Genomic DNA, 24717 nt, shown 5'->3' with positions numbered 1-24717 from the left:
TCATGCTGTTCCGTTTCTTTTACGACCGGCCTTTGCTGCTGGCGATGATTCTGGTGATCGGCTCAATTTTAGGCGTCGTTGGTTATGTCAATCTGCCGCGCAACATGTACCCCGATGTCGAGCGGCCCCAAGTGACGGTCATCACCCAGTTGCCGGGTGCGGCTGCCCAGACCGTGGCGCAAAAGGTGTCGCGCCCGATCGAGCAGGAGCTGTATGCCCTGTCCGGCATTCGCGATGTGCAAAGCATCAACAAGAACGAAGTGTCCATCGTGCGCGCCGAATTCGAATACACCAAGGGGCTGGATGCGGCGGTGCTGGACGTCAATAACGCCCTTTCCCGTGCGCGCGGCAAGCTTCCGCCGGAGTCGCCCGCTTCCGCCGTGTATGCCGTAGGTGCCTTCACCAATCCGGTGCTGACCCTGGCGCTGTCTCCCAAACCCGGCAGCCATGCGAGCCTGGCCCAGATCCGGCTGATTGCGGAAAACGACCTGCGCACGGCCTTTCTTACCCAGCCGCATATCGCCAACGTGGAAATCTTCGGCGGCTACGAACCCGCCCTGCGGGTGGAGTTCGACCCGCTGCAACTGGCGCGCTACCGCATCAGCCAAGCCCAGCTCCAGGACGTCATGGCCAGGCTGGGGCGGGACTATCCGGTGGGCGTCACCCAAGGCAACGCGTCGCTGGCCACTCTCACGATCTATGGCGAGCGCGTCAGCGCCGAGGCCTTGCGCCGCCTGCCGCTCGCCAACGGCCTGACGCTAGGCGACGTGGCGCGGGTGGAGCTCACCCAGGCCGAGCGTTTCGCTGCCTTCCACGGCAACGGCAAGCCAGCGATCGCCATCGCCATCCAGCGCGCGCCTGGCGAAAGTGTGCAGGGCGCCATCGACGACGCCAACCGCATTCTGCCCAGTCTCAAGGCGCGCTATCCGAATATCGAATTCGCCGTTGCCGACACGCAGGAGGAGCTGATCGCGACATCCAATGCCAATATGATCGAAGCGCTGCGCGACGCCGTCATCTTCGTCGCCTTGGTGATGCTGTTTTTCCTCGCCAACTGGCGCGCGGTGGTGACTTCCCTGATCAGTATCCCGCTGGTCTTCCTGCTCACCCTGGCGATACTTTGGCTGATGGGCAAGGAACTCAACATCACCGTCATGACCGGCATCATCCTGGCCTTGGGGATGCTGGTGGACGATGCCGTGGTGGTGCTGGAAAACATCGAGCGCCACCTGGAAGAACTCAAGGAAGACGTGGACACCGCCATCCGCCACGGCACCGAGGAAGTGCTCTCGCCCATCCTGGTCGGCACCGTCGCCACGGTTGTGGTGATCACCCCACTGATGTACGTGGGCGGCTTCCCCGAGGCGATTTTCTCCCATCTGGTCCGCCCCGTATTGATCGCGGTGTTCGTGTCTTATTTCCTGGCCATCACCTTCATTCCCAAAATGTCGGCCTACTGGTACCGCAACGGCCTTCCGTCGAAGAACCGCTGGGAGCAGGCAATCGAACGCTTCTACCAGCGCACTCTGGCGCCCGGCGCGGGGCTTTATGTCGGCATGTTGCGCTATGCCTTGGCGGGAAGCTGGCTGCGGCGTACCCTGCTGGTGCTGCCTGCGATCATTTTGCTGGCGGTCAGCGTGAAGGTCGTCATGCCGCTGATCGGCCGCGACGCCATGCCGCCGATGGACACCGGCATCGTCAAGGTGCACGTCAAATTCGGCGGCAACGTGCCGGTGGCACTGGCCGAGGCGCGGCTCAAGGATTTCGATCGCACGCTGACACAGGATAAGCGCATCGAGCGCATCAGCGCCGCCTTTGGTTCGGAGGCCGGCATCCTGTCCCTGGGCTCAGGCCAGTTGCCGGGCGAGGCTACCTATACCATCACCTATGTCGATCGCCTGCACCGCACGCAAAGCAGCTGGGGCATCGAGGCCGATTTGCGCAAACAGCTGGCAGTCGTGCCGGGCATCATCAGCGCCGACGTGTTCGATTCCGGCGCCACTGCCCTGTCCACCATCAAGGCGCCGATCGACATCCGCCTCGTGAGCGAGGACTGGCATGTGCTGGCAAAAACCGCCAACGATGTCGTGGTGGCGCTGAGGATGGTGCCGGGCGTCACCACGGTGTCCACCAGTTGGGACAGAAACAGCGAAGAAGCCGTGCTGGTGCTTGATGAGGAAAAACTTCGTGCCTTGGGCGCGACACCCGATCAGGTGGTCGGTCAGTTGCCCCTGAAAGGCCTGCCAGTGGCCAGTCTGAGCAAATTGCCATCGGTTGGCAGCCTGCCGGTGCGCACCTATTTCAGCGATGCCTACCGCGCCAATCCGCAGGCGCTGATGCTGTTGCCGATCCAGCTGCCCAGCGGCGAGGCCGTGTCACTGGGCCAGATCGCCCATATCGAGCGCCAGCCTGCCACCGCCATTCTCACCACCAACGGCATCCATTACTCCCTGGACGTGTTCGCCTATCGCAACACCAAGCCCATCAGCCTGCTCTCCGACGAGGCTGTGGCCGCCGTGGCCAAGGTCATGCCGAAAGACGTGAGCTACAGCGACGAGGGCGACTTCGCCACCTCCAAGGAATCCGGCAAGCGCATGATTGTCGGCCTCGGGCTGGGCGTGCTGCTGCTCTTCGGTGTGCTGGTGCCGGCCTACCGCAGCGTGGGGCTGGGGCTGCTGTCCGTGCTCATCCTGCCGCTGTCCATCATCGGCGCGATGTGGGGCCTGCTTGCCTTCGGCAAAGCGCTGGCCCTGTCGGCGATACTCGGCGTCGTGCTGCTGTTCTCCATCATCATCAAGAATTCCATCCTGCTGGTGGACTTCATCCAGGAACGCCGCAAGGAAGGTCAGAGCGCTTTAGAGGCAGCGGAAGGCTCGGTGAAACTGCGCTACCGCCCGATCCTGATGACCGCGCTCGCCACCATCGCCGGCATGTTGCCCATTGCCATCGAACATGCCATCGGGCTGGAGCGACTGTCCCCCCTGGCGGACGCCGCCATCGGCGGACTGCTGGTGGGTACCTTCATGAGCCTGTTCTACCTGCCCATGTTCTACGTCTGGGTGACGGGCAGGAAAAAATCGAAGGCAAGTTGAAAGGAACCCCATGTATAAACCAGGCAAAGCGGCGCTGATTGTTGCGCTGGCGATTACGGCGATGACCGTGTCCATTACCAGTGCAGCCGAAACAACGGGTACGGCAGCACCTGCAAAGATAGCCAAACCCCGGCTGGTGGATGTCGGCGCCAGCAGATGCATCCCCTGCAAGCAGATGGCGCCCATCCTGGAACAACTGCGGGGTGAATATGCCGGCAAGTTCGAGGTCGTGTTCATCGACATGTGGAAAGACCCGGAAGCAGCCAATCCCTACCGCATCCAGGTGATTCCGACGCAGATATTCTATGACGCCAATGGAAAAGAGCTGTTTCGCCACGTGGGGTTCTACTCGCGTGAGCAGATACTTGGAAAATGGCGCGAGCTCGGTTTTACGTTTGCCGAAGCGGGCCGGGCGCGATGATCGGGGAACTCTTCGAAGCACTGAATAACGGTCTTTCCGGCGCGCCGGTGTGGGCGCTGGGAGCGGCGGCGTTGTGGGGCGTGGCGAGCATGCTGCTCAGCCCCTGCCATCTGGCCGGCATTCCGCTCATCGTGGGGTTCATCAACGGCCAGGGGATGGCCAGCGGCAGGCGCGCCTTTGCGCTCTCCGGGCTGTTCGCCGTCGGCATCCTGATCACCATCGCCGTGATCGGGGCTATTACCGCCTCGCTGGGCCGCATCGCCGGGGATATGGGGCCGTGGGCCAATTATTTCGTCGCAGGGGTTTTCCTGCTGGTCGGCCTTTACTTGCTCGGCCTGCTGCCCTCGCCGTGGAAGAGCCCCGCCAGCGTACCCATCGCGCGCAAGGGCTTGTTGCCGGCGTTGGCGCTGGGGCTGGTCTTCGGCATCGCGCTTGGCCCCTGCACCTTCGCCTATATGGCACCGGTGCTGGGCGTGGCCTTCAGCAGCGCTGCCACCTCGCCGCTGTTTGCCGCCTCTCTGCTACTTGCCTACGGCGTGGGCCACTGCTCGGTTATCGTCGCGGCCGGTTCCGCCTCCGGCATGGTGCAGCGCTACCTTGACTGGAACGAGCACAGTCGCGGTGCCCTGCGCTTTCGCCAAGGTTGCGGCGTGCTGGTGATAGGTGCTGGTTTTTACTTGGTCTGGAGCGCAAACTGAGTCTTCGCTGAGCTGCAATTTCTGGGGAAAGGAACATGCTATGAGCAATTCCAAAATGACCTTCCACGTGGAAACCGTGCGTCTCGACGCGCACGGCAGTCTCTCCCGCTGCAAGGCGGCGGAAATTCCGCTGGATACCGATATGGCCGGCAACCCGAACGCCTTCAATCCAGCCGAGTTGCTGCTCGCCGCCCTGTCCGCCTGCATCATCAAGGGTATCGAGCGGGTGATGCCAATACTGAAATTCGAGCTGCGCGGGGTGGAGGTGCGCGTCGATGGCGTGCGCCAGGACGTGCCGCCAAAGATGGAATCCATCACCTACGAGATCATTGTCGATAGCGACGAGCCGGATCGCCGTCTGGAACTGCTGCACGACAACGTGAAGAAATACGGCACTGTGTTCAATACCGTGGCGCCGGGCACGCAGCTTTCAGGGGTATTGCGCCGCAAGGGCTGAGCCATGGAACCGCTCACCTCCACTCACCTGATTGCCACCGGACTGGTGTTCGCGGTTTCCGCCGTGTTTGCCATGCTGGGGCTGGGTGGAGGCATGCTCTACGTGCCCTTGTTCAAGTGGCTGGAGCTGCCCTTAAAGACCGTGGCCATACCGCTCGGTCTGCTGCTCAACGGGGTAACTTCCGCCTCTGCGCTGGTGCGCTATGCACGGGAAGGGCTGGTGGATTTTCGCGGCGGCCTGCCTGCGGCGCTCTCTGCCATGGCCCTGGCACCGCTGGGCGCCCACCTGACCCAATTCGTGCCCAAGGATATGCTCATCGGATTGTTTGCCGCGCTGACCCTCCTGGCCGGGCTGCGCAGCCTGCAAACCGCCAGTCAGAACGAAACACCCGTCCCCATGAGTCCACGTCGCCGCATGGCCATCGGCCTCGCCCTGGGCAGCTTCGAGGGTTTCGTCGGCGCACTGCTGGGCGTGGGCGGCGGCTTCATTGTCGCACCCGTTCTCATGGCCATGGGCTATGGCGCCAAGCAGGCGGCTGCCACCACCGCCTTCATCGTCACCTTCGCCTCAATTTCCGGTTTTCTCGCCCACGCTGCGGAAGGCCGCATCGAACCGCTACTTGCCGTGCTCACCATGCTGGCGGCGATCATGGGCTCCCAGTTGGGCGCCTGGTTCATGGCCCGCCGCGCCAAGCCGGGTTGGGTCAAGCGCTTGTACGCCGTGCTACTGCTGGGTGTGGCGGGCAAGCTGTTGTGGGATATATTTAAAACTTAAAGGAGAAGCGCCATGAGTGCCAATGACGATAAACAGATTCTGCTGGAAACCTTGAAATTCCACGGACATCGTTGCTGGGCCAGCGTGGTGGGCGTGCGCATAGGTCTGGCCGCTTTGCGCGTGCTGGGCGTCAAGCGCTCCGGTGGTCGCCAGCTGCACGCCTTCGTCGAGATTGGCGAAGACCACGGCGGCATGTGCTTTGGCGATGGGGTGCAATTCACCACCGGTTGCACCCTCGGCAAGGGCAATATGGAAAAGATCCCCTATGGCAAGCTGGCGGTGACGCTGATTGAGCGGGCCAGCAATCGGGCGGTGCGGGTAAGCTACAAGCCGACCCTTGCCAAGCAGATCGCTGCCTCTGCCTTCATGGTCAAGCGTGGTCAGGGCATGGAGCCGGATGCCATCCCCGAAGCCGAGCAGATGGAGCTGGTGGATCTGGTCTGGAATGCGCCGGAGAGCGATGTGCTGAGCATCGGTGAGGTATTCCAGTTCGAGCGCGAATGGCTGCCGGAGACCATGGGTTTCACCCCCTGCGCCGCCTGTGGCGAACTCACCGCCCGCGCCTATGTGCGCGTGGTGGGAGAGAAGCACGTGTGCATTCCCTGTTCCGGCTATGAGCGTTGATATTGATATGCGACAGTGCGCTGCCTTATAAAAAGCGTACTGTTTCATTGGCGTCACCACAATGGTGGCTTTGACTGTAGCAAATCAAAGGAGTACAGCATGAACAAACTTATGATTAGCACCGTGGCACTGGCACTGGCAACCTCGCTTGCGGCCGGATCAGCCCTGGCCAGAGGTCCCTGGGCCGCCAACAAGGGTAATACCGTGGGCTGGCAGGTCATGACCCCTGCGGAACGCGCCGAGCACCAGACCAAGATGCGCAGCTTTAAGACCTATGACGAGTGCAAAGCTTATCAGCAGGAGCACCACACGCAAATGGAAGCACGCGCCAAGGAGAAGGGTGTGACCCTGGCCCCCATGGGCTCTGGCTATGGCTGCGACAATATGAAATCACGGGGTTTCCTGAAGTAGGGTTTCCACATAACCGGGCGTGGCGAGCAATCAGGCTTGAAACAGGGAGTCAGCGAGCCATGCCTATTTCGAAAATGAAAAAATTACTCCAGTTCTCATTGGTATTGACCGCTCTGCTGCTGGCCGGCTGCCAGACCTTGGGTTCCGCCAGCGTGCCGCGCGATCGCATGGGCTACGCCGCGGCCATCGGCGACTCGTGGAAGGAGCAGATGCTGCTCAACATCGTCAAACTGCGCTACCTGGATACGCCCGTTTATCTTGATGTTTCCTCCGTGATCAGCTCGTACTCGCTGGAAAGCAATATCGGTCTCGCGGCGAACGTGTTTCCGCGCGCAACGGAAGGCAACAATCTCGGCCTGAGTGCGGGAGGCCGCTACAGCGAATCGCCGACCATCTCCTATACCCAGCTGACTGGCGAGCGGCTGGTCAAGAGCATGCTGCGGCCGATCCCGCCCGAAACCGTGTTTGCGACCATAGGCGGCGGGGGCCGGGCAGACTTTATCCTGCGCGCCGTGGTTCAGGCCATCAATGGTATTTACAACGTCTCGACCTCGCCCTCCCGGGCGCGCCGGAACGACCCCAGGTTCATCCGCGTCGCCGAGACGCTGCGCCGGATCGAGGAGGCCGGAGCGCTGGGCGTGCGCATCGAGACGCATGGCGAGCAAACCTTGTCGTTCGTCCTGTTCCGGCGCGCGGTGGACGAGGAAACGGATACTAACATTGCGCTGGTGAAGGAACTTCTCGGTCTGAATCCGAAGCTTGATTCATACCGCCTGGTTTTCGGTGCAGCGCGCAGCCATCCTGACGAAATCGCCGTGCTCACGCGCTCCATGCAGGGCGTGATGGGGGAACTGGCCGGCGGCGTCGAAGTGCCCGAGCAGGACCTACGCGAGGGGCGTGCTACATCCCGTTTGTCAGCCGATGGCAGTGGGGGTGCCGAACCGCTCATGCGCATTGCATCCGGCGCCGAGCGGCCCGCCGATGCCTACGCGGCGGTGAGTTACCGCAACCGCTGGTTCTGGATCGACGATCGCGACCTGGGTTCCAAACGCACTTTCCGCTTTTTGATGATGTTCGCTTCCCTGGCCGAGACCGGCGGCCTGCCGCAAGCGCCCATCCTGACGATACCCGCGCGATGAATTCATGCCGCCTGCCACCGCCAAATGCGTTTCGCCTCACCCTGACCCTGGCGGGTAGCGGCGAACTCATGCTGCGCCTGGAAAAGCGCCTCTCCTGCGCCGCAGCCGGGCTGGGACTGGCGCTGGATTTGGAGATACGCAAGGATGCGGAGGCCCTGGGCATTCCTTTTGAACAAACTCCGGCGGTGCTTGTGGACGGGCAGATGGTTTTTTCCGGCCTGCCGCGCACCGAGGAAATCGAGGGCTGGTTGCGGACCCGGATCGCTGCATTGAGCAAGGATCAGCCATGAACGACACGCCGCTTTTGGAAATGCGCCATGTCTCGCTGCGCCTGGATGGGCGGCAGGTGCTGCGGGATGTGGAGTTGACCCTGTCTCCCGGCGAAATCCACGTCCTGCTGGGGGCCAACGGCTCAGGCAAGAGCACCCTTGCCTATCTCGTCATGGGCTGCGGGGGATACCGACCGGAAAATGGCGAGTTGCTGTTCGGCGGATTATCCATCGCCGAACTGCCCATCCACGAGCGGGCGCGGCTGGGGATCAGCCTGGCCTGGCAGGAGCCGGCCCGCTTCGAGGGGCTGACGGTGATGGAATATCTTTCGCTGGGCAGCCCAAAAAGAACTGCAGCCGAGTGTCTCGACCGCGTCGGGCTGCCGCATCAGGAATATCTTTTGCGCATGGTGGACAAGACTTTGAGCGGCGGTGAGCGCAAGCGGGTGGAGCTCGCCGCTTTGCTTGCGCTGGGGCCAAAACTGGCGATTCTGGACGAACCCACGGCGGGGGTGGACATGCTTTCGCTGGGGGAGATCATTGCGGTGGTCGAATTTTTCTGCGAAACCGGCTCGACAGTGCTGCTCATCACCCACCAGCAAGAGCTGGCCGAGCACGCCGATCGCGCCTCACAGCTGTGCGGCGGCCGCATCGTGTTCAGCGGGCCGCCCGAAGAAGTGGTAGCGCATTACAAGGCGCGCCTGTGCCGGCGCTGCGACGGGGAGACTTGCCATGACTGATCTGGAACAGCTGTATCGCGCGCTGGGGATGATCGGAGAAGACCCGACGGATTCTGTCCGCCGACAGCGCGCATGTGGTGGCTTACGGCCATCAGATCATCAGCCACCAGTCCATCCCTGGCGTGTCGATCACCGCCCAGACATCGGATAAAGGCATCACGGCCAAAATCGTCATCGACGAGGGCAGGCAGGTCGTGCAGCCGATCCACCTGTGCTTTGGTCTGTTCGAACGCTTCGGCGTGCAGAACGTGGCGCTGGAACTGGTCGTGGGGGCGAATGCGAAAGCCACGCTGTGGTCCCACTGCCTGTTTTCGGTGCCTGACGTGGCGCGCCACGCCATGGAAGCTGTCATCAGGATCGGGCCGGGCGCCGAGCTGCGCTATCAGGAAGCCCACTACCACGGCGCTTCGGGCGGCATGGAAGTGGTGCCCCGCGCGCTGGTTACGCTGGAACGGGGGGCGCGCCTGTTCTCCGACTTTTCCTTGGTCACAGGCCTGGTCGGCAAACTGGACGTGGATTTCGACGTTAATGTCGGCGAAGATGCCGTCGCCGAACTCACCAGCAAGGTGTTTGGCCACGGAACGGACAAGATCAAACTCAAGGAGCGGCTGGTGCTCGCCGGGCGCAACGCCCGCGGCCTGATCAAGTCGCGCATGGCGGTGGAGGACGATGCCAGCGCGGAGGTGATCGGCATGACCGAGGGCAACGCCGCCGGGGCGCGCGGGCACGTGGATTGCACCGAAATCATCAAGGATCGCGGTGTGGTGAGCGCCAGCCCGATAGTTCGCGTGACTCACCCTGAAGCCAAAGTGACTCACGAGGCCGCTATCGGCAGCGTCGACCGCCAGCAGATGGAAACCTTGATGGCGCGGGGGTTGACGCCGGAAGAAGCGGTGTACCGCATCGTCGGCGGTCTGCTGCGCTGAGAAACAGAAAGCGAAAGGATCAGGCATGAGCGCAACACACGATCATAATCACGGCGAGGCGGCGGGCTGGGTACTCTGGTTCGCTGTGGCGCTGACCCTGGCTTTTGCCGGGGTCGAAGCCGGCGTCGGCTGGTGGGCGGGTTCGCTGGCGCTGGTGGCCGATGCGGGGCACATGGTCAACGATGCCGGGGCGCTGGTGATTGCCGCCGTGGCAGGCTGGATCGCTCGGCGCCCTGCCTCGCGTCTGCATAGCTACGGCCTAGGGCGGGCGGAATTTATCGCCGCCTTGGTCAACAGCCTGGGCTTGCTGGCGCTGGTGGTGTGGCTTTCCGTCTCCGCCGTTACTCGCCTGCAAGCGCCGCAACCAGTGCAGGGCGAGGCGGTTTCGCTCACCGCCGCGCTGGGGCTGGCGATCAACATCGGGGTGGCATGGCTGCTCTCGCGCGGGGCGCAGAATCTCAATACGCGCGCCGCCATGCTGCATGTCATCGGCGATCTGCTGGGATCGGTGGCAGCGCTGATCGCCGGGGTGGTGATTACCTTCACCGGATGGACGCCCATTGACCCCTTGCTATCGATGGCGATCGGCGCGCTGATCCTGGTTTCCAGCCTGCGTCTCCTGCGCCAGGCGCTGCATGGGCTGATGGAAGGCGTGCCGCTGCATCTCTCGCTGGAGGAAATCGGGCTGGCGCTGGCCGGTGTGCCCGGCGTGAAGTCGGTGCATGACCTGCACGTGTGGAGCGTGGCTTCGGATGAAATCATGATCTCCGCCCACCTGCTGGTGGAAGACATGCACCAGTGGCAGAGCATTCTAGAGGCCAGCCGGACGCTTCTGCACGACCGCTTCGACATCGGGCACGTTACCTTGCAACCTGAAGCCGACATCCACGTCCTGCATTTGCTTCCAATCCCGAAACCGGCAGGGGAGACGCCGCATGGACATGATCATGCCTGACCCCATGTCACATTGCCCATGCCGTACCGGCCTTGAGAACGGTCGAGACGAAATGCCGAGTTGTGGCCTTAGGCTTGCCGGGCGGACGATGGATCAGGCTGTATGCAATGCACGATCATCTCACGCCACATTGCAACAGGAATCCATGACTCGCACTACACATTGCCGTAAACCGCTCGACACGAACATGAAAGAGAGAGGGGTCACCTTGATTTCAGTATTTCCGAAGCTAAACTTGCGGGGCGTGTTATGGGCAGGCCTGGCCGCCTGCGCTGTTGCTTTGATGCCGGTCGGCCAAGCCATGGCTGCGCCCGAAGCGGACGCTCATGCCGCCGTCGTTAGCCAGCCCCTGAAGCAATTGATTGCCTACGCACTCGCCCATAACCCGGAAGTCGCGGCAACGGCGTTCGACGGTCAAGCTGCAGCGGCGCGCACCCAGACCGCGCAGGGCGCCCTTCTGCCCCGGATCACCATTGAGGGCGGCTATACCCGCTACGGCGACGATTTGCGTCTGACCGCCGCACGCTACAACGGCGAACTTGGCGTATTCGGCGACAATATCCTGGCCGCCGACCTGGTGCTGCGCTTGCCGCTTTACACTGGTGGGCGGCTCACTGCCGAAATGCGTGCGGCGGAACTGCTCGAAGCTTCGGCCGGGCAGCGTCTGGCGCGCTCCAGGGGCGAGCTGGTCTATAACGTCTCCAGCCTTTACTACGGTCAACTTGCCCAAGCGCGGCTGATCGACTCACTCAACTTTTCAGCTGAAACGCTGGCCTCCCAACTCGAACGGGTCAATGCCCTCATCGCCGCGCGCAAGGCAGCGAAAGTGGATGCCTTGCGCACCAAGGTGAAGCTTGCCGACATCCGCCAGCGGCTGTTGCGGGAGAAGAACAACCTGGCCGTACAGCGGCAGGCTTTGCTCAACCTGATGGGCGAGGGGGCCGACTTTACCTTGGCGGGACCGCTGGATCCACCCGCCGGCGAAACCCGTGGCATTGAAACGCTTGCAGCGGCGGCGCTGGAACACCGCCCGGACGCGCTTGCCGCTCGCGCGGAATTCGAAGCCCAAACGGCGCGGGTCGAGGCGGCGCGTGCCGGACACCAGCCTACGGTCAATCTGGTCGGCAGCGTGGGCAACCGCATCATGAATCAGCCGACGCAGCACCCGGCGGGGCTTCAAACCAACGACGACGTGACCCGCATCGGCATCACCTTTGAGATGCCACTTTACGAAGGCGGTCGCACCAGTGCGCGGGTGGATGAAGAAAACGCCAAGCTGGGCGCCCAGCGCGAACGCCTGGTCAAGCTCCAGTTGCAAATTCGCCTGGAAGTGGCAACCGCTTACGCCAACCTGGCCTCCGGCCTGGAGCGGCTCGCCAGCACCGGGAAGGTGATCGACCTGGCTGCGGAGAGCCAGCGCATCGAGCAGGAAAAATACACCCTTGCCCGCGGTACCGTGCTGGATGTGCTGGATGCTCAATCGGCGCTGCTGGACGCGCAGGCCAACCACATCCGTGCACTGGCGGACGCCAATGCCGCCGCCGCTCAACTGGCCCTGGCCACAGGAGAAAATCTGCCATGAAATCGAACCACAATTTCGCCAAGCCGCTGCTGGCTGTCAGCCTGGTTTTCCTGCTTGCCCTCGGCGCCTGCGGCAAGGATGAAAAAAAGGTGGAACCCGCCAAGGACAAGGCCGTCGAGAAAGCCGCGCCAGTCCGGGTGGAAATCGTGAAGAAGGCGCCATTGGTGCTGACTATCGCGCTCACCGGCTCGGTGGAGGCGGGGCGCATCGCGCAACTGGCCTCGCCCGCCGAAGGCCCGGTGCTCGGCGTGCGCGTGCGCGAAGGCGACCTGGTCAAGGCCGGCCAGGTGCTGCTCACCCTCGGGCGCACGGAAGGCGCTACGGCGCTGGTTGCCTCATCGCGCGAAGATTTGAAGAAAGAAGAAGACAATCTTGCCCGCACCCGCCGCCTAGTCGAAAGCGGCGCGCTGGCGGGCGAGCAACTGGATAGTGCGGCGGCGAACGCGGCGCGGATGCGGGCGCTGCTGGTCAAGGCGCAGGAGACCACGCGCGACTATGCGGTGCTTGCCCCTTGGGCGGGTGTGGTGTCGAAAATGAAGGTGCGCGACGGCGATTTCGTCGCCCCACGCGCGCCGCTGGCCGAAATCTACGAACCGAAAAGCCTGATCGTGCGCCTCGCGGTGCCGGAACAGGAAGCCGCCCGCCTGGCGCTGGGCATGAAGGCAGAAGTCGAACTCGACGCCTATCCGGGAAAACGCTATGCCGGCAGCGTGTCGCGGCTCTATCCCTATCTCGACATCCGCACCCGTACCCGCACCGCAGAAATCACCGTCGCTGATGTGCCCAATCTGCTGCCCGGCATGTTCGCCCGCGCTTTTCTGGTGAGGGAGACGCTCGCCGATACGATCACGGTTCCAGCCTACAGCCTGGCCGCCATACCCGGCGGCGGCTTTGCGGTGTTCGTCGCGAAAGACGGCAAGGCGGTGCGACGCAAGGTGGAAACCGGTATCGAGGTGGATGGCCGGGTGCGCATCGTCAGCGGTCTCGACGCAGGCGACAAGCTCATCGTCGCCGGGCAGGAAAAACTCAAGGATGGCGCGGCGGTGAAATTGCCGGAGGCTGCTGCCAAGAATGCGGGTGATGCGGCCAAGCCCAAGGCTACGCAGCCATGAAAATCACCGTTTACTCGGTCCGCCGCCGTCTTGCCACCAGCGCCATCGTGCTCGCGCTGGCTGTGCTGGGTCTATATGGCCTGTGGCGCTTGCCGGTCAATTTTCTGCCGGATATGACCTATCCGATGGTCAAGCTCAACATCTATTGGAGCGGCGCTACGCCGGAAGAGATCGAACGGGGTTTGGCCGATCCCATCGAGCGCCAGATGATGACGGTGGACGGCCTCGACTATCTTGAATCCTCCTCCATCGAAGGCATGTACAGCCTGATCGCCAACTTTCGCTACGGGGTGAACATCAACGTGGCTTACCAGGATGCTACCGCAGCCCTGGCGCGGGTGGCGCGCAAGCTGCCGAAGGACATCGACCCGCCGGTGATCTTCAAGGCCGATCCGTCGCAGATACCGATCCTGCAACTGACAGTGCGTTCCGACCGCCTCGACTTGGTGAAGCTGCGCACCTGGACTGACGAATGGCTGCAAGACCAGATACTTTCAGTGCCCGGCGTGGCCGGCACCGAGATCGTCGGCGGCTTGCAACGCGAGATTCGCGTGCATTTGAAGCCCGATGCGCTGGAAAAATACGGCCTCACCATCAGCGGCGTCCTGAAGCGGCTGCGCGAGGAAAACGTGCAGCAGTTCGGCGGTCGCGTGACGGTCGGCCCACAGGAAATCATCGCCCGCACCATGGGCGAATACGCCTCGCTGGATGATATTCGCAACATCGTGTTGCTGCGCGATGGCGCGGCCAAGGTGTTCCTGCGGGACGTGGCCGAGGTGGTGGACTCGCACCGGGAAGCGCGCGTCATTACCCGCCTGGATCGGCAACCCGCAGTCAAGCTTTCGGTGCTCAAGCAGGCCGATGCCAACACTGTCGAGGTGTCGCGCGCCGTGGAAAAACGCCTCGCCGAACTCAAGTCCGGCCTGCCGCAAGGCATCGCGCTGGGCATGGTGGAAAATCAGGGCACCTATGTCGTGGATGCGCTCAAGGGGGTGAAAACCGCAGCGGCGGAGGCCGCGATCCTGGTGGTGCTGATCGTCTGGCTATTCCTCGGTTCCTGGCGGCAAGTGGTGGTCATTGCCGTGGCACTGCCGCTGATCCTCATCATGAATTTCGGCCTCATGCAGATGGCCGGTTTCTCGCTCAATATCTTTTCCCTTGGTGGCCTGGTGATCGCCATCGGCGTGCTGGTAGACAACTCTATCCTGGTGATCGAGGCGATCTCGCGGCAGCGCGATGAACACCCCGAACAGCCGATCAACGAACTGGTGACAACCGCCACCGCCGACATCGGCCCGGCGGTGGTTGCCTCTACCCTGGCCTTCCTCGCCCTGTTCGTACCTTTTCTCCTGGTGCCGGGGTTGGTCAGCCTGCTGTTTCGCGAACTCATCCTGGTCATCGCCGGGATTGTGCTCATCAGCCTCGCCACTGCCGTTACCCTCACCCCGATGCTGACCGCCGCCTTGCTTGGCAGTGCGGTGAAAATTCAGGCCAAAGGCCGCTTCGAGGCGTTCTTTGATCGCATTACCCAGGCTTATGGCCGCTGGCTGGCGTGGATGCTCGATTACCGCTATCCGGTTCTCGCCGTCTTCATCGTCACCGCAGTGGCGGGTGGATTCGCCACGGTCAAGCTGGGCAGCGAATTCCTGCCGCAGATGGACGACGGGCGCATCCTGGTCAAGGTCAAGCTGCCCACCGGCGCCTCGCTGGCCGAAACCGACCGGGTGCTGCGCGACATCGAACAGCGCATCGGTGGCGACAAGCGCATCGAAAGCCTGTTCGCCATGGCCGGTGGCAAGGCGGTGGGCACCGTCACCTTCGAGATCGCCAACGAGGGCGAGATCAACGTCCAGTTACTGCCGGGCGAGGCACGTACGATCAGTACCCAGCAATACATTGCCGAATTGCGTCCCATCGTCGTCAAGGTTCCGGCGCCGGGCGGCAAGGTCACGGTTTCGCAAACCAAGGTCAAGGGCATGCGCAAACTGGGCGATGCGGACATCGAGGTAAAAATCAAGGGCGCGGACATGGCGCGGCTGTTCGACATGGCGCGCCATGTCTCGCAAACCATGAACGAGCTGAAACATTTCACCAACGTCTACGTGGCCATGGACCTCTCCAAGCCGGAGTATCAGGTCAAGGTGGATCGCGCCCGGGCGGCCGAGATGGGCGTGTCGGTAGCCGACGTGGCGGACACTCTGCGCACCCTAGTGTCGGGAACGGTCGCCACGCGCTTGCGCGAGGGGAATTACGACTACGACATCCGGGTGATGGTGCCGGAGTCCCGTGTGAGCAACCGCAGCGATCTGGAAAATTTACGCATCACCACCGTTCAGGGCGGCTCCGTGCGTCTCATCGACCTGGCGCAGGTGCGGCTCGCCAGCGGGCCGGTGGAAATCGTGCGTGAGAATCAGGTGAAAATGGTGATCGTGCGCGGCGATGCGAGCGGCGTGAGTGTGGGTGAAGCACTGGGCGAACTCCAGACTGCCATGGCCAAGGAAACCGTCCCGCCCGGCTATCAACTGTCCTATGGCGGCCAGGCGCAAATGATGAGCGAGATGACCCGCTCCGTCCTGTTGATTCTCGTTTTCGCGGTGTTCTTTTCCTTCATCGTGCTCGCCGTGCAGTTCAACAGCGTCAAGCTGCCCGCCCTCATCCTCGGCAGCGTGCCGTTTTGCCTGGCTGGTTCGGCGGGTTTGTTGCTCTTCACCGGCAAACCGCTCGGCGCCACCGTCATCATCGGTGTGCTGGTGGTCCTGGCGGCGGTGGTCAATGCCGGGGTGCTGCTGTTCACTTATGCCCGCGTGCTGGAGGAGGAAAATCAGTTACCGGTGCGCGACGCGGTGCTCAAGGCGGCGAAACTGCGCCTGCGGCCGCGCATCATGGTCACCACCGCCATTCTGATCGGTCTGGTTCCCTTGGCGCTGGCGCTTGAGGCCGGTGGCGACATGCTGCAACCCATGGCTATCGCCGCCATCGGCGGTCTGTTGATGGAGAACTTCGTGTCCCTGTTCCTGATGCCCGTCCTGTATTTGATGGCGAACCGGGAAACAGGCAATCCGGCACTCAAAGGAGAACAACATGCCTGATCCGAAATTTCTGAAACCCTGGCACGGCGTGCCGCGCGAACAGATCCACTGGAACCCGACGGTGATCGAGGACGCCTGCATCGGTTGCGGCACCTGCGTCACCGGTTGCAGCCGTCTGGTTTACCGCTTCGATTATGAGTGCAAGAAAAGCGTGGTGGTCGACCCGCTCAACTGCATGGTCGGCTGCACCACCTGCGCCAATACCTGCCCGACGCACGCGATACGGTTTCCACCTCTCTCGACGGTGTTCGCGCTCGAAGCAAAACCCGAGGTGCGCCACGCCATCGAAGACGACCTGATCGCACGCCATGACCAGCTTGCCTGGTCGTCGCAGATGCCCCATCCCGACCGCATGGTCGAACTCCGGGTTGATCACATCTACCGCCAGACACCCGACATCCTGGTAGTTCGGCTGGCGCCGGTTACAAGCGGCGAGTGCTTCTGCGAGTTCGCACCGGGGCAGTATGTGGAAGTATGGATTCCCGGCAGCCCCTATCTTTCGCGCGCCTATTCCATTGCCAACACCCCGCGCGACGACGGCAGCATTGAGCTGCACATTCACCAGGTAGAAGGCGGCCGTCTCTCCGACTGGGCATTCAAGCGCATGAAGGAGGGCGACCTCATGCAGGTGCGCGGTCCGCTGGGCCATTTCACCATGCGCTCGCCGCTCGACCGGCCGCTGCTGTTTGTCGCAGGCGGCACCGGCTTCGCACCGATCAAGGCGCTGATCGAACAGCAGCTCAAGCTCGCCCCGCAGCGTGAAATGCAGCTTTTCTGGGGAATGCGGGATATGAATGATTGCTACGCCGTGGGCCTGATTGTCGCCTGGACTCGCCAATATCCGAACCTGCATATCGTGCTCGCCGCCGAGCGCGGCCTCGATGCTTTCCGGATTCCGCACGGGGTGATGGTGGTGGAGGGTAATGTCGCAGATGCCTTGCGCCAGAGCCCTTTGCCCATCGCCGGCCACGATGCCTATGTCGCCGGGCCGCCCGGCATGATTCCCCCAGTGGTGGACGCCCTGCATGCGGCGGGCATCGCCCCCGACCACATCGTCATTGATTCCTTCGGGCTGGAATGATGCGCATCGACACGCGGAGTTGAACATGGACGACAGACAAGCACAAAACTTTTGGCCGCCGCTCGCGGCGGGTGCCGGGCTGGGCCTGGCGTTGCTGGGCATGTTTCTGTTTACCGGCCACGGCCTGGGCGCGAACGGATTTTTCACGCGCACGGCGGTCTGGCTGAGTGATATGGCTAATCCCGTGTGGGCCGAAGCCAACGCTTATTTCAAGCCCTATCTCGCCAAGGGCCATCCCCTCGATGAATGGATCAGTTGGGAAATCGTCGGCGTGGCTGTTCGGCTGGTATTGGCTTTGGGCGGCGGGGTGCTCACCGGCTTCGGCGCGCCGCTGGCGCGCGGATGCACCAGCGGATTGGGACTTTCCGGCGGTGCCGTGCTGGCGGTGGCGGCGTTTGTATTCCTGATCGCATTCTTTGCCGCCGGCCTGTTGCTGTCGGCGCTGACACGGAGGCTCTGGCAATGAACTTCCCTCTCGAAAACAGCGGCATGCTGGCCGTGCTCGTGGCCGGATTCTTTTTTGGCTATTTTCTCGATGTTTCCGGCCTCGGTAGCCCGCGCAAACTGACTGCGCAATTCACACTGCGCGACTGGAGTGTGTTCAAGGTCATGTTCACCGCCATCGTCGTCGCGGCGGCTGGCCTGTGGCTATTCGACGTCATCGGCTGGTTGCGCTTCGATGCACTGAAGATTCAAACTACATTTTTCTGGGCCATGACCATCGGTGGTGCCCTGCTGGGCGCGGGCATGGCCATCGGCGGCTACTGTCCCGGCACTTCCGTGGTCGGTTTGTTTACCGGGCGGGTCGATGCCCTGGTCTTCATGCTGGGCATGCTGATCGGCACGACCCTGTTTGCCGCAAATTTCAAGGCGCTGCAGGGGATATACATGGCTGCGCAAGGCCCCAAGGGCCAGACGCTTGCCGCGCTGACCGGGTTACCGACCTGGCTGATCCTGTTGTCGCTGGCCGGGCTGGCCGGGCTGGCGTTCGCAGGCTTCCGTTTGGGCGCCTGGTTTGAAAACCGCGATGGCGGCGCGATCAGCGCGAAGGAATTGTCGGAGTGAGCATGGATCAGAATGCGTCCGTTGTCGAACCTGCCTTCACCCTGCTTTTTTCTGTCCGGCTGAAAGGCGTGTTCAAGGGCTTTGGCACGCTGCCTCCCGGTGTGGCGCCGCTGCCGCCCGGCGAGTCGCAGGCATACACGACGGGCCTTGCCGAGTTCGAACGGCGGCTGCTGGGCAAGACCTTCCTGGAAGCGCGACGCATCACCCGCTGGCCGCTGGGCCGTATCGCGCTGGAAGGGCTCGCGGATGAAGCTCCCGCACATGCCGACGTCTATCTGCTCAGCCACAAGTCGGGCGTGGCACTTTGGGAGGTTTGGCTGCCTGCGCCATCGCAGTCTTTCGACGCCGCACGCTGGATAACGTGGCTCGACCCGGAAGGGGAAGACGGACTGATCGTGCGTCTGTGGCGGTTTCTGGGCTCGGTCAATCACGAGATCACCGGCAAGGCCACCTGGTCGGGGTTGTATCTCCCGCTGATCTTGCTGCGTTTGCGGCAACAACCACTGGCCGCCTTCATCGATCAGAATGGGCCGGACCTCGTGCGCCTGCTGTTGCTCGACCGATCACAGCGGGCGTTGAAGCCCGGAGTTGTGGCGGAGGAACTGTCCCGTGACTACTGTGCAAGACAAGGCGGCATGACCTTGCTCTCGCGCCGTAGCGGGCTTGATCTGCATGACCAGGAAGGCGCTGCCGGGGATGTGCCACCTGCGGGCCTGCCGCCGAAGAGCGCCCTGCCTTTTCTCGTCACGTTGGAACTCCTGTTGCTGGAACACGCGGTGCTGCAACACCTCTACGACCGGCTATCGCGCCACATGCCGAAATCGGTCGAGGAACTCATCATGCTCAAGCAGGAGGTGATCGACGGCCTGGAGGAATACTACGGCGCGATCACCAACGCCACCCGCTTCAGCGATGCCGTGACCGCTGACGGCGAACGCCTGCTCGGCGTCGAGGACATTTACGATGCCGTGATGGAGCGGCTGGAAGCGGTGAGCTTCGCCATCACCACGCGCTCCCAGCGTCACATGACTCTGTTGCAGTTCTGGCTCACCATCGTCTTCGGCGCCAGCGAGATCGGCTTCATCGCCGCCAGTATTTCCACCTGGTATTACCGCACCGGGCTTGGTGCGGTGCTGGCCTGGACCATTGGCGCGGCGTTGCTGTCCGGGCTGATTCTCGTCATGTTCCTGCGGGGAAAAGTGGAGTGAGCACCGTGCGCTTCGGTCGCGGTGAGATCGTCCGCCAATTTGCCCAGCCAGGTGGGCAGGGGTTGTTTTGGAGATTGAGAACACTGTACCTGACACTCTTGATCGCAGCGACAGCGGCCACCACGGGCTGCTCGACTTACCGTACCGATGTTCCGCGTCCGCCGTCATTTGCCATTGGCCATCCGGAAGAAACCTCGCTAGGACGCGCCTTTTCCGAGCAACTCGGGGTATCTCCCGACCTGTCCGGTTTTCACCTGCTTGTTTCGGGGCAGGAGGCCTTTCTTGCCCGGGCGGCGCTGGCGGAGTCATCCGAACGCACGCTCGACCTGCAGTATTACATCGTGGCGGAGGATGCGAGCGCCACGCTGCTGCTTTACCGGGCCCTACGCGCGGCACAGCGCGGTGTGCGCGAGCGGCTACTGATCGACGACATTTACGCGGTCGGCCGGGATTTCGATCTCGCCGCCCTTGCGGCGCATCCGAATGTCCAGGTCCGTGTCTTCAATCCCTTTACTTATCGCGGTCCGCTGGGCATATCCCGGTTGTTCGAGTTGCTCGGCGACAGCGCCCGGCTCAACCGGCGCATGCACAACAAGCTGTGGATCGCCGACAATGCGGTCGCTGTTATCGGTGGGCGCAATCTGGGCGACGCCTACTTCAACGTGGGTACGGACAACGACTTTGCGGACCTCGACGTGCTCGCAGCCGGCCCGGTGGTGATGGAGATGTCGCGCAGTTTCGACGAATATTGGAACAGCGATCTGGCAGTGCCAATCGCGGCGTTTGTGGGTGGGGCGCCGGGCGCTGGGGATGTGGATCTGGTTCTGTCGCGCATGGCGGCGCATGCCGAGCGCTTCCACACCACGGAATATGCCCGCACGCTGCGCGCGAGCGGAATCGGGCCCCTGGTGCGCGCGGGCCAATTCCCGCTCGTGCCCGCGTACGCCACGGTCTACGATACACATGTGCCCGCATTAGCGGTTGCTGATGCGGCCAAACAAGGCCGGCCGGTTGCCATGGCCATCCGTCGGCTTGTCGAAAACGCGCAGCATGAGACGATCCTGATTTCGCCCTATTTCATCCCGTCTGCGCGCGGCGTGGATTTGCTTTGCAGCCTCGTCAAGCGGGGAGTTCACGTCCGCGTGCTGACCAATTCCCTGGCATCCACCGATGTTCCGGTGGTGCACGCGGGCTATGCACGCTATCGCCCCAGGCTGATTGCGTGTGGCGTGGAGCTGCATGAGATGCGGCCTCGTGCCGGCCAATCCGGCAGTGTCCGCCCGGGGCTGTCTTCGGGCGCCAGTCTGCATGTCAAGGCGGTAGTGGTGGATGGAAAATCTGTACTGATCGGTTCGATGAATCTTGATCCGCGTTCGCGGGTATCGAATACCGAGATTGCTATACTAATTGAGAGCGCAGCGTTGGGCGCACAACTTACTTCCTTGCTTGAGGAGGCCACGGCACCAGAAGAGGCATTCCGCGTCGAGCTGACTGAGCCCGGCAACAAGAACGCCGCGCTCGTCTGGGTCGGCCGCGAGGACGGCAGGCTGGTGCGTTACGACAGCGAACCGCTGGCGAGCGTGTGGCGCCGCATGGTCGCCGGCCTGCTCGGCACGCTGGCGCCGGAGGAACTGTTATGATGCGCGGAGATACAAGCGTCGCATGGTTCCAGTTCCTTGAACTCGTTCATCCGCCAAAAATTCCATGAGCCAGCACATGAAAACGCCTGTTACCGCACAAAGCCTGAATCGCGGCTGCGCTTGTCGCACCCTTGACCCGGAACGTCTGCGCCGCCAGCTGGAAGCCGATCCTTCGCTCGTGGGGCTGTATAAAGAAATTGCGCGTAGCCGCCCCAATCTTTTCTCTGCCACGACGGTATTCATTTCGCCTGAACAGTACCAAGGCATGACGGACATTGTCGCTGCGATTGAAAGTGTGGTGGCACTGCCGGAATATCAGGCGGCAACGCTCGCCCGCGCGCCTGCGATTGCAAGGCTGGAGCATGGCCCCATAGGTGCGTTCATGGGCTTTGATTTTCATCTCGGCGAGCATGGCCCGCAGCTCATCGAAATCAACACCAACGCCGGCGGCGCGCTGCTCAACGTTGTGCTGGCGCGCGCCCAGCAGGTCTGTTGCCAGGAAATGGAATGGGCGTTTCAGCCGCCCACCGAGCTCATGCAGCTTGAGCAGATTTTTTTTGCCATGTTTGCCGGAGAATGGCGCCGCCAGCGCGGCGATATGCCACTCGGCCGCATCGCCATCGTCGACGACGACCCGGCTGCGCAGTATCTTTACCCCGAGTTTCAGCTGTTCGAGCGCATGTTTGCGCGCTTTGGCGCTGACGCGGAGATCGCCGATGCAAGGGAGCTGGCTTGGCGTGATGGCAGGCTGTGGCATGCCGAACAAAGTATCAACATGGTTTACAACCGGGTCACCGATTTTTATCTGCAAGACCCCGCCCACGTCGCGCTACGCCAGGCTTACGAGGCGGGTGCCGTGGTGCTGACGCCACATCCGCGTGCCCATGCCCTGTATGCCGACAAGCGCAATCTGGCGATTTTGAGCGATGCTCAGACGCTCACTCGACTGGGCGTGCCACAGGCGCTACGGGAAACCTTGCTGGCAGGTGTGCCGCGTACCGAACAGGTCGTGCCGGAACGGGCGGAGCAACTCTGGTCGCAACGCCGCAAGCTGTTCTTCAAACCTGCATCGGGTTACGGCAGCAAGGCAGCTTACCGCGGCGACAAGCTTACGCGGCGGGTGTGGGAAGAAATCCTCGCAGGCGACTACGTGGCGCAAACCATCGCCCCGCCAAGCGAACGCCTGACCCAAGTGGATGGAACAGCAGTCGACCTCAAGCTCGACGTACGCGCCTATGTCTACGGCGGCATGATCCAGCTTGTTGCAGCACGGCTATATTCGGGACAAACTACCAACTTTCGCACGCCGGGCGGTGGCTTCGCACCGGTGTTCGTGGTGCCGATAAGCGCTGCCGATGAGGTGGCGGGAGAAGTTTGAATGAATAACGCCGTGGACACTTTGCCTATTTCTGTCGGTCGCGTCGTCGAAATACACGGCCCGGTCGTGGACATCGCCTGCGAGCAGCTCCCGCCGCTACATCGGGCGCTCGCAGTGGCCATTAACGGCGGCAGCGCGGTGCTGGAAGTGTTGCACCATCTCAATCCGCATCAGGTGCGTGCCATCGCGCTATCGCGCACTGCGGGACTACAGCGCGGCACGCCGGTGTTCGACAGCGGCGCGCCGTTGCGCGTGCCGGTATCGGTAGAATGCCTTGGACGATTGCTGGATGCTTTCGGCCAGCCCCTGGACGGCGGAGTGCCGCTGGCTGCGAAGGAGTTTCGCAACCTGCTCTCACCGCCGCCGCTATTGTCCGATACTCTGCCTTCGAGCGGCATCCTGGAGACCGGGATCAAGGTCATCGACCTGCTTTGTCCCTTCATCCGTGGCGGCAAGACCGGGCTGTTCGGTGGTGCGGGGGTGGGCAAGACGGTGCTCATCATGGAGTTCATGCAGGCGGTGGCTTCCCTGCACGGAGGGGTGTCGGTGTTCGCCGGAGTGGGCGAGCGCATCCGCGAAGGACACGAGTTGTGGCACGAGATGGGCGACAACGGCGCGCTAGCCAACGCGGTGCTGGTGTTCGGCCAGATGGACGAGTCGCCGGGGGTGCGTTTCCGCGTCGGGCTGGCCGCGCTCACTTACGCCGAATACCTGCGCGACACGCTGGGCAAGGAGGTGCTGTTCCTGATGGATAACGTGTTCCGCTTCGTACAAGCGGGCTCCGAGGTGTCGGGGCTATTGGGGCGCATGCCCGCCACCGTCGGCTACCAGCCTACCTTGCCGTCGGAAGTGGCGGAACTGGAAGACCGCATCGTCTCCAGCCGGCTCGGCAACATCACCTCGGTGCAGGCCGTCTACGTGCCTGCCGACGACATGACCGACCCTGCCGTAGGCGCCATCCTCTCCCACCTCGACACGCGCGTGATCCTGTCCCGTACCCAGGCAGCCAAGGGCATTTATCCGGCGGTCGACCCGCTCGCCTCAGGCAGCAATCTTATGGACCGGCATTTTCTCGGCGACCGCCACTATCAAGTGGCCCACGACGTGCGCGAGCACCTGGCGCGCTACCGCGAACTGGAAGACATCATTACCATGCTCGGCATCGAGGAGCTGTCCGAGGCCGACCGGCGGGTAGTGCAGCGTGCGCGCCGACTGCAGCGCTATCTCACCCAGCCGTTTCACGCCATGACGGCGCAGAATGCCGCCGGTGGCGTGTCGGTGCCGCTCAGCCAAACCCTGACTGATTGCGAGGCTTTCCTGCGCGGCGAGTACGATGAATTGTCCGAGGAACGCTGCTACATGCGCGGCGCCATGCAGGACGCGCTACCATGAACACTTTAACCTTGCACCTTTTTGCCGCCGACCGATACGAGTGCATCGAGAACGTAGCGGGCTTCACCGGTGAGGACAAAAGCGGCAGCTTCGGCCTGTTGGCGCGGCACGAGCGCTTCATGACCGCGCTTACCTTCGGCTTGGCGCGCCTGCTGATGGCGGATGGCAGCCACGAATATCTTGGCTTTCCCGGCGGGCTGCTGTATTTCGTTGACAACGAATTGCGCATTTCCACCCGGCGCTATCTGCGCGACACCGATGTGGAGCGCATCGCCCAGGCCATCACCCGCGAATTGCTGGAAGAGGAACAGGCGCTGGAACAGACCCGGCGCAAGCTGCACCGGCTGGAAGCCGAGATGCTCAGGCGATTGGCGCAACTGGGAGTGGAGTGATGGAAAACGGCGAACGTTTGCGGCAGAACATCGAGAAACAGGCCAGGCGTATGGTTCAGGCGGAGAAGGACAGGCCGACGCTGCTCGCCCAGAGTGTGTTTCTCGGTACCCTGGCGCTGTTGTTCGTGCTGCCGGTGGTGGGCGGCGCCTATCTCGGCCACTGGATCGACAGTTTGCTGGCAGGCTATTCTTACCGATGGACGGTGAGTCTGCTGGTGACGGGGGTTTTCGTCGGTGGCATGAACGTATATTTGTATATCCGGAAAAACTGA

General features: G+C 62.6%; 24 protein-coding genes. All 24 read left to right on the top strand.

The genetic code is table 11. The annotated features are described in order from the left end of the window. The first annotated feature begins 2 nt into the window (after positions 1-2). Positions 3-3092 carry an efflux RND transporter permease subunit gene (locus SCD_RS15340; protein WP_009207812.1) on the top strand — a complete coding sequence of 1030 codons (3090 nt, stop codon included), beginning with the start codon at positions 3-5 and terminating at the stop codon, positions 3090-3092. A 10-nt stretch (positions 3093-3102) separates the two neighbouring features. After that, the gene (locus SCD_RS15335) at positions 3103-3513 is read left to right on the top strand and encodes a thioredoxin family protein (protein WP_009207811.1); all 411 of its coding nucleotides are present in this window, start codon (positions 3103-3105) and stop codon (positions 3511-3513) included. Then, entirely contained in the window at positions 3510-4211 is a 702-nt protein-coding gene (locus SCD_RS15330; RefSeq protein ID WP_009207810.1) for a cytochrome c biogenesis CcdA family protein, read from the top strand. The genes SCD_RS15335 and SCD_RS15330 overlap by 4 nt, the downstream gene beginning before the upstream one ends. A 40-nt stretch (positions 4212-4251) precedes the next feature. Then, entirely contained in the window at positions 4252-4668 is a 417-nt protein-coding gene (locus SCD_RS15325) for an OsmC family protein (protein ID WP_021035844.1), read from the top strand. Between the two features lie 3 nt (positions 4669-4671). After that, on the top strand, positions 4672-5442 hold the full coding sequence (locus SCD_RS15320; RefSeq protein WP_009207808.1) for a sulfite exporter TauE/SafE family protein: 771 nt from the start codon (positions 4672-4674) through the stop codon (positions 5440-5442). A 12-nt stretch (positions 5443-5454) separates the two neighbouring features. Next, positions 5455-6066 carry an FmdE family protein gene (locus SCD_RS15315; RefSeq protein WP_009207807.1) on the top strand — a complete coding sequence of 204 codons (612 nt, stop codon included), beginning with the start codon at positions 5455-5457 and terminating at the stop codon, positions 6064-6066. A gap of 99 nt (positions 6067-6165) precedes the next feature. Beyond that, positions 6166-6477: a hypothetical protein gene (locus SCD_RS15310; protein ID WP_009207806.1), complete on the top strand. Its 312-nt coding sequence runs from the start codon at positions 6166-6168 to the stop codon at positions 6475-6477. Positions 6478-6536: 59 nt separating this feature from the next. Continuing rightward, positions 6537-7616 carry a hypothetical protein gene (locus tag SCD_RS15305; RefSeq protein ID WP_009207805.1) on the top strand — a complete coding sequence of 360 codons (1080 nt, stop codon included), beginning with the start codon at positions 6537-6539 and terminating at the stop codon, positions 7614-7616. Further along, positions 7613-7906, top strand: a complete 294-nt coding sequence (locus SCD_RS15300; RefSeq protein WP_009207804.1) for a thioredoxin family protein — start codon at positions 7613-7615, stop codon at positions 7904-7906. Before SCD_RS15305 ends, SCD_RS15300 begins: the two co-directional genes overlap by 4 nt. Beyond that, positions 7903-8625, top strand: a complete 723-nt coding sequence (locus tag SCD_RS15295) for an ATP-binding cassette domain-containing protein (protein ID WP_009207803.1) — start codon at positions 7903-7905, stop codon at positions 8623-8625. Before SCD_RS15300 ends, SCD_RS15295 begins: the two co-directional genes overlap by 4 nt. Before the next feature lie 77 nt (positions 8626-8702). Beyond that, positions 8703-9551, top strand: a complete 849-nt coding sequence (locus SCD_RS15290) for a SufB/SufD family protein (RefSeq protein WP_232504477.1) — start codon at positions 8703-8705, stop codon at positions 9549-9551. A gap of 25 nt (positions 9552-9576) precedes the next feature. Beyond that, positions 9577-10506: a cation diffusion facilitator family transporter gene (locus tag SCD_RS15285; RefSeq protein ID WP_009207801.1), complete on the top strand. Its 930-nt coding sequence runs from the start codon at positions 9577-9579 to the stop codon at positions 10504-10506. Positions 10507-10651: 145 nt separating this feature from the next. After that, on the top strand, positions 10652-12088 hold the full coding sequence (locus tag SCD_RS15280; RefSeq protein WP_161626953.1) for a TolC family protein: 1437 nt from the start codon (positions 10652-10654) through the stop codon (positions 12086-12088). Next, the gene (locus tag SCD_RS15275; RefSeq protein ID WP_009207799.1) at positions 12085-13200 is read left to right on the top strand and encodes an efflux RND transporter periplasmic adaptor subunit; all 1116 of its coding nucleotides are present in this window, start codon (positions 12085-12087) and stop codon (positions 13198-13200) included. The genes SCD_RS15280 and SCD_RS15275 overlap by 4 nt, the downstream gene beginning before the upstream one ends. Further along, entirely contained in the window at positions 13197-16289 is a 3093-nt protein-coding gene (locus SCD_RS15270; protein WP_009207798.1) for an efflux RND transporter permease subunit, read from the top strand. Before SCD_RS15275 ends, SCD_RS15270 begins: the two co-directional genes overlap by 4 nt. Beyond that, the gene (locus SCD_RS15265) at positions 16282-17370 is read left to right on the top strand and encodes an FAD-binding oxidoreductase (RefSeq protein WP_009207797.1); all 1089 of its coding nucleotides are present in this window, start codon (positions 16282-16284) and stop codon (positions 17368-17370) included. Before SCD_RS15270 ends, SCD_RS15265 begins: the two co-directional genes overlap by 8 nt. 25 nt (positions 17371-17395) lie before the next feature. Then, positions 17396-17836: a YeeE/YedE thiosulfate transporter family protein gene (locus SCD_RS15260; RefSeq protein ID WP_009207796.1), complete on the top strand. Its 441-nt coding sequence runs from the start codon at positions 17396-17398 to the stop codon at positions 17834-17836. Beyond that, entirely contained in the window at positions 17833-18435 is a 603-nt protein-coding gene (locus tag SCD_RS15255; RefSeq protein WP_009207795.1) for a DUF6691 family protein, read from the top strand. The genes SCD_RS15260 and SCD_RS15255 overlap by 4 nt, the downstream gene beginning before the upstream one ends. 2 nt (positions 18436-18437) lie before the next feature. After that, on the top strand, positions 18438-19643 hold the full coding sequence (locus SCD_RS15250) for a hypothetical protein (protein ID WP_009207794.1): 1206 nt from the start codon (positions 18438-18440) through the stop codon (positions 19641-19643). After that, positions 19640-21283 carry a phospholipase D family protein gene (locus SCD_RS15245; protein ID WP_051338867.1) on the top strand — a complete coding sequence of 548 codons (1644 nt, stop codon included), beginning with the start codon at positions 19640-19642 and terminating at the stop codon, positions 21281-21283. The genes SCD_RS15250 and SCD_RS15245 overlap by 4 nt, the downstream gene beginning before the upstream one ends. Before the next feature lie 76 nt (positions 21284-21359). Continuing rightward, the gene (locus tag SCD_RS15240; protein ID WP_232504481.1) at positions 21360-22661 is read left to right on the top strand and encodes a hypothetical protein; all 1302 of its coding nucleotides are present in this window, start codon (positions 21360-21362) and stop codon (positions 22659-22661) included. Beyond that, positions 22662-24053, top strand: coding sequence for a F0F1 ATP synthase subunit beta (atpD, locus tag SCD_RS15235; protein ID WP_009207791.1), 1392 nt, complete (start codon positions 22662-22664; stop codon positions 24051-24053). Further along, positions 24050-24445 carry a F0F1 ATP synthase subunit epsilon gene (locus tag SCD_RS15230; RefSeq protein ID WP_009207790.1) on the top strand — a complete coding sequence of 132 codons (396 nt, stop codon included), beginning with the start codon at positions 24050-24052 and terminating at the stop codon, positions 24443-24445. The genes atpD and SCD_RS15230 overlap by 4 nt, the downstream gene beginning before the upstream one ends. Next, positions 24445-24717 carry an AtpZ/AtpI family protein gene (locus SCD_RS15225; RefSeq protein ID WP_009207789.1) on the top strand — a complete coding sequence of 91 codons (273 nt, stop codon included), beginning with the start codon at positions 24445-24447 and terminating at the stop codon, positions 24715-24717. Before SCD_RS15230 ends, SCD_RS15225 begins: the two co-directional genes overlap by 1 nt.

It is taken from the genome of Sulfuricella denitrificans skB26 (assembly GCF_000297055.2).
In the GTDB taxonomy this organism is placed as follows: domain Bacteria; phylum Pseudomonadota; class Gammaproteobacteria; order Burkholderiales; family Sulfuricellaceae; genus Sulfuricella; species Sulfuricella denitrificans.
This window is presented reverse-complemented; position numbering and strand designations above follow the sequence as displayed.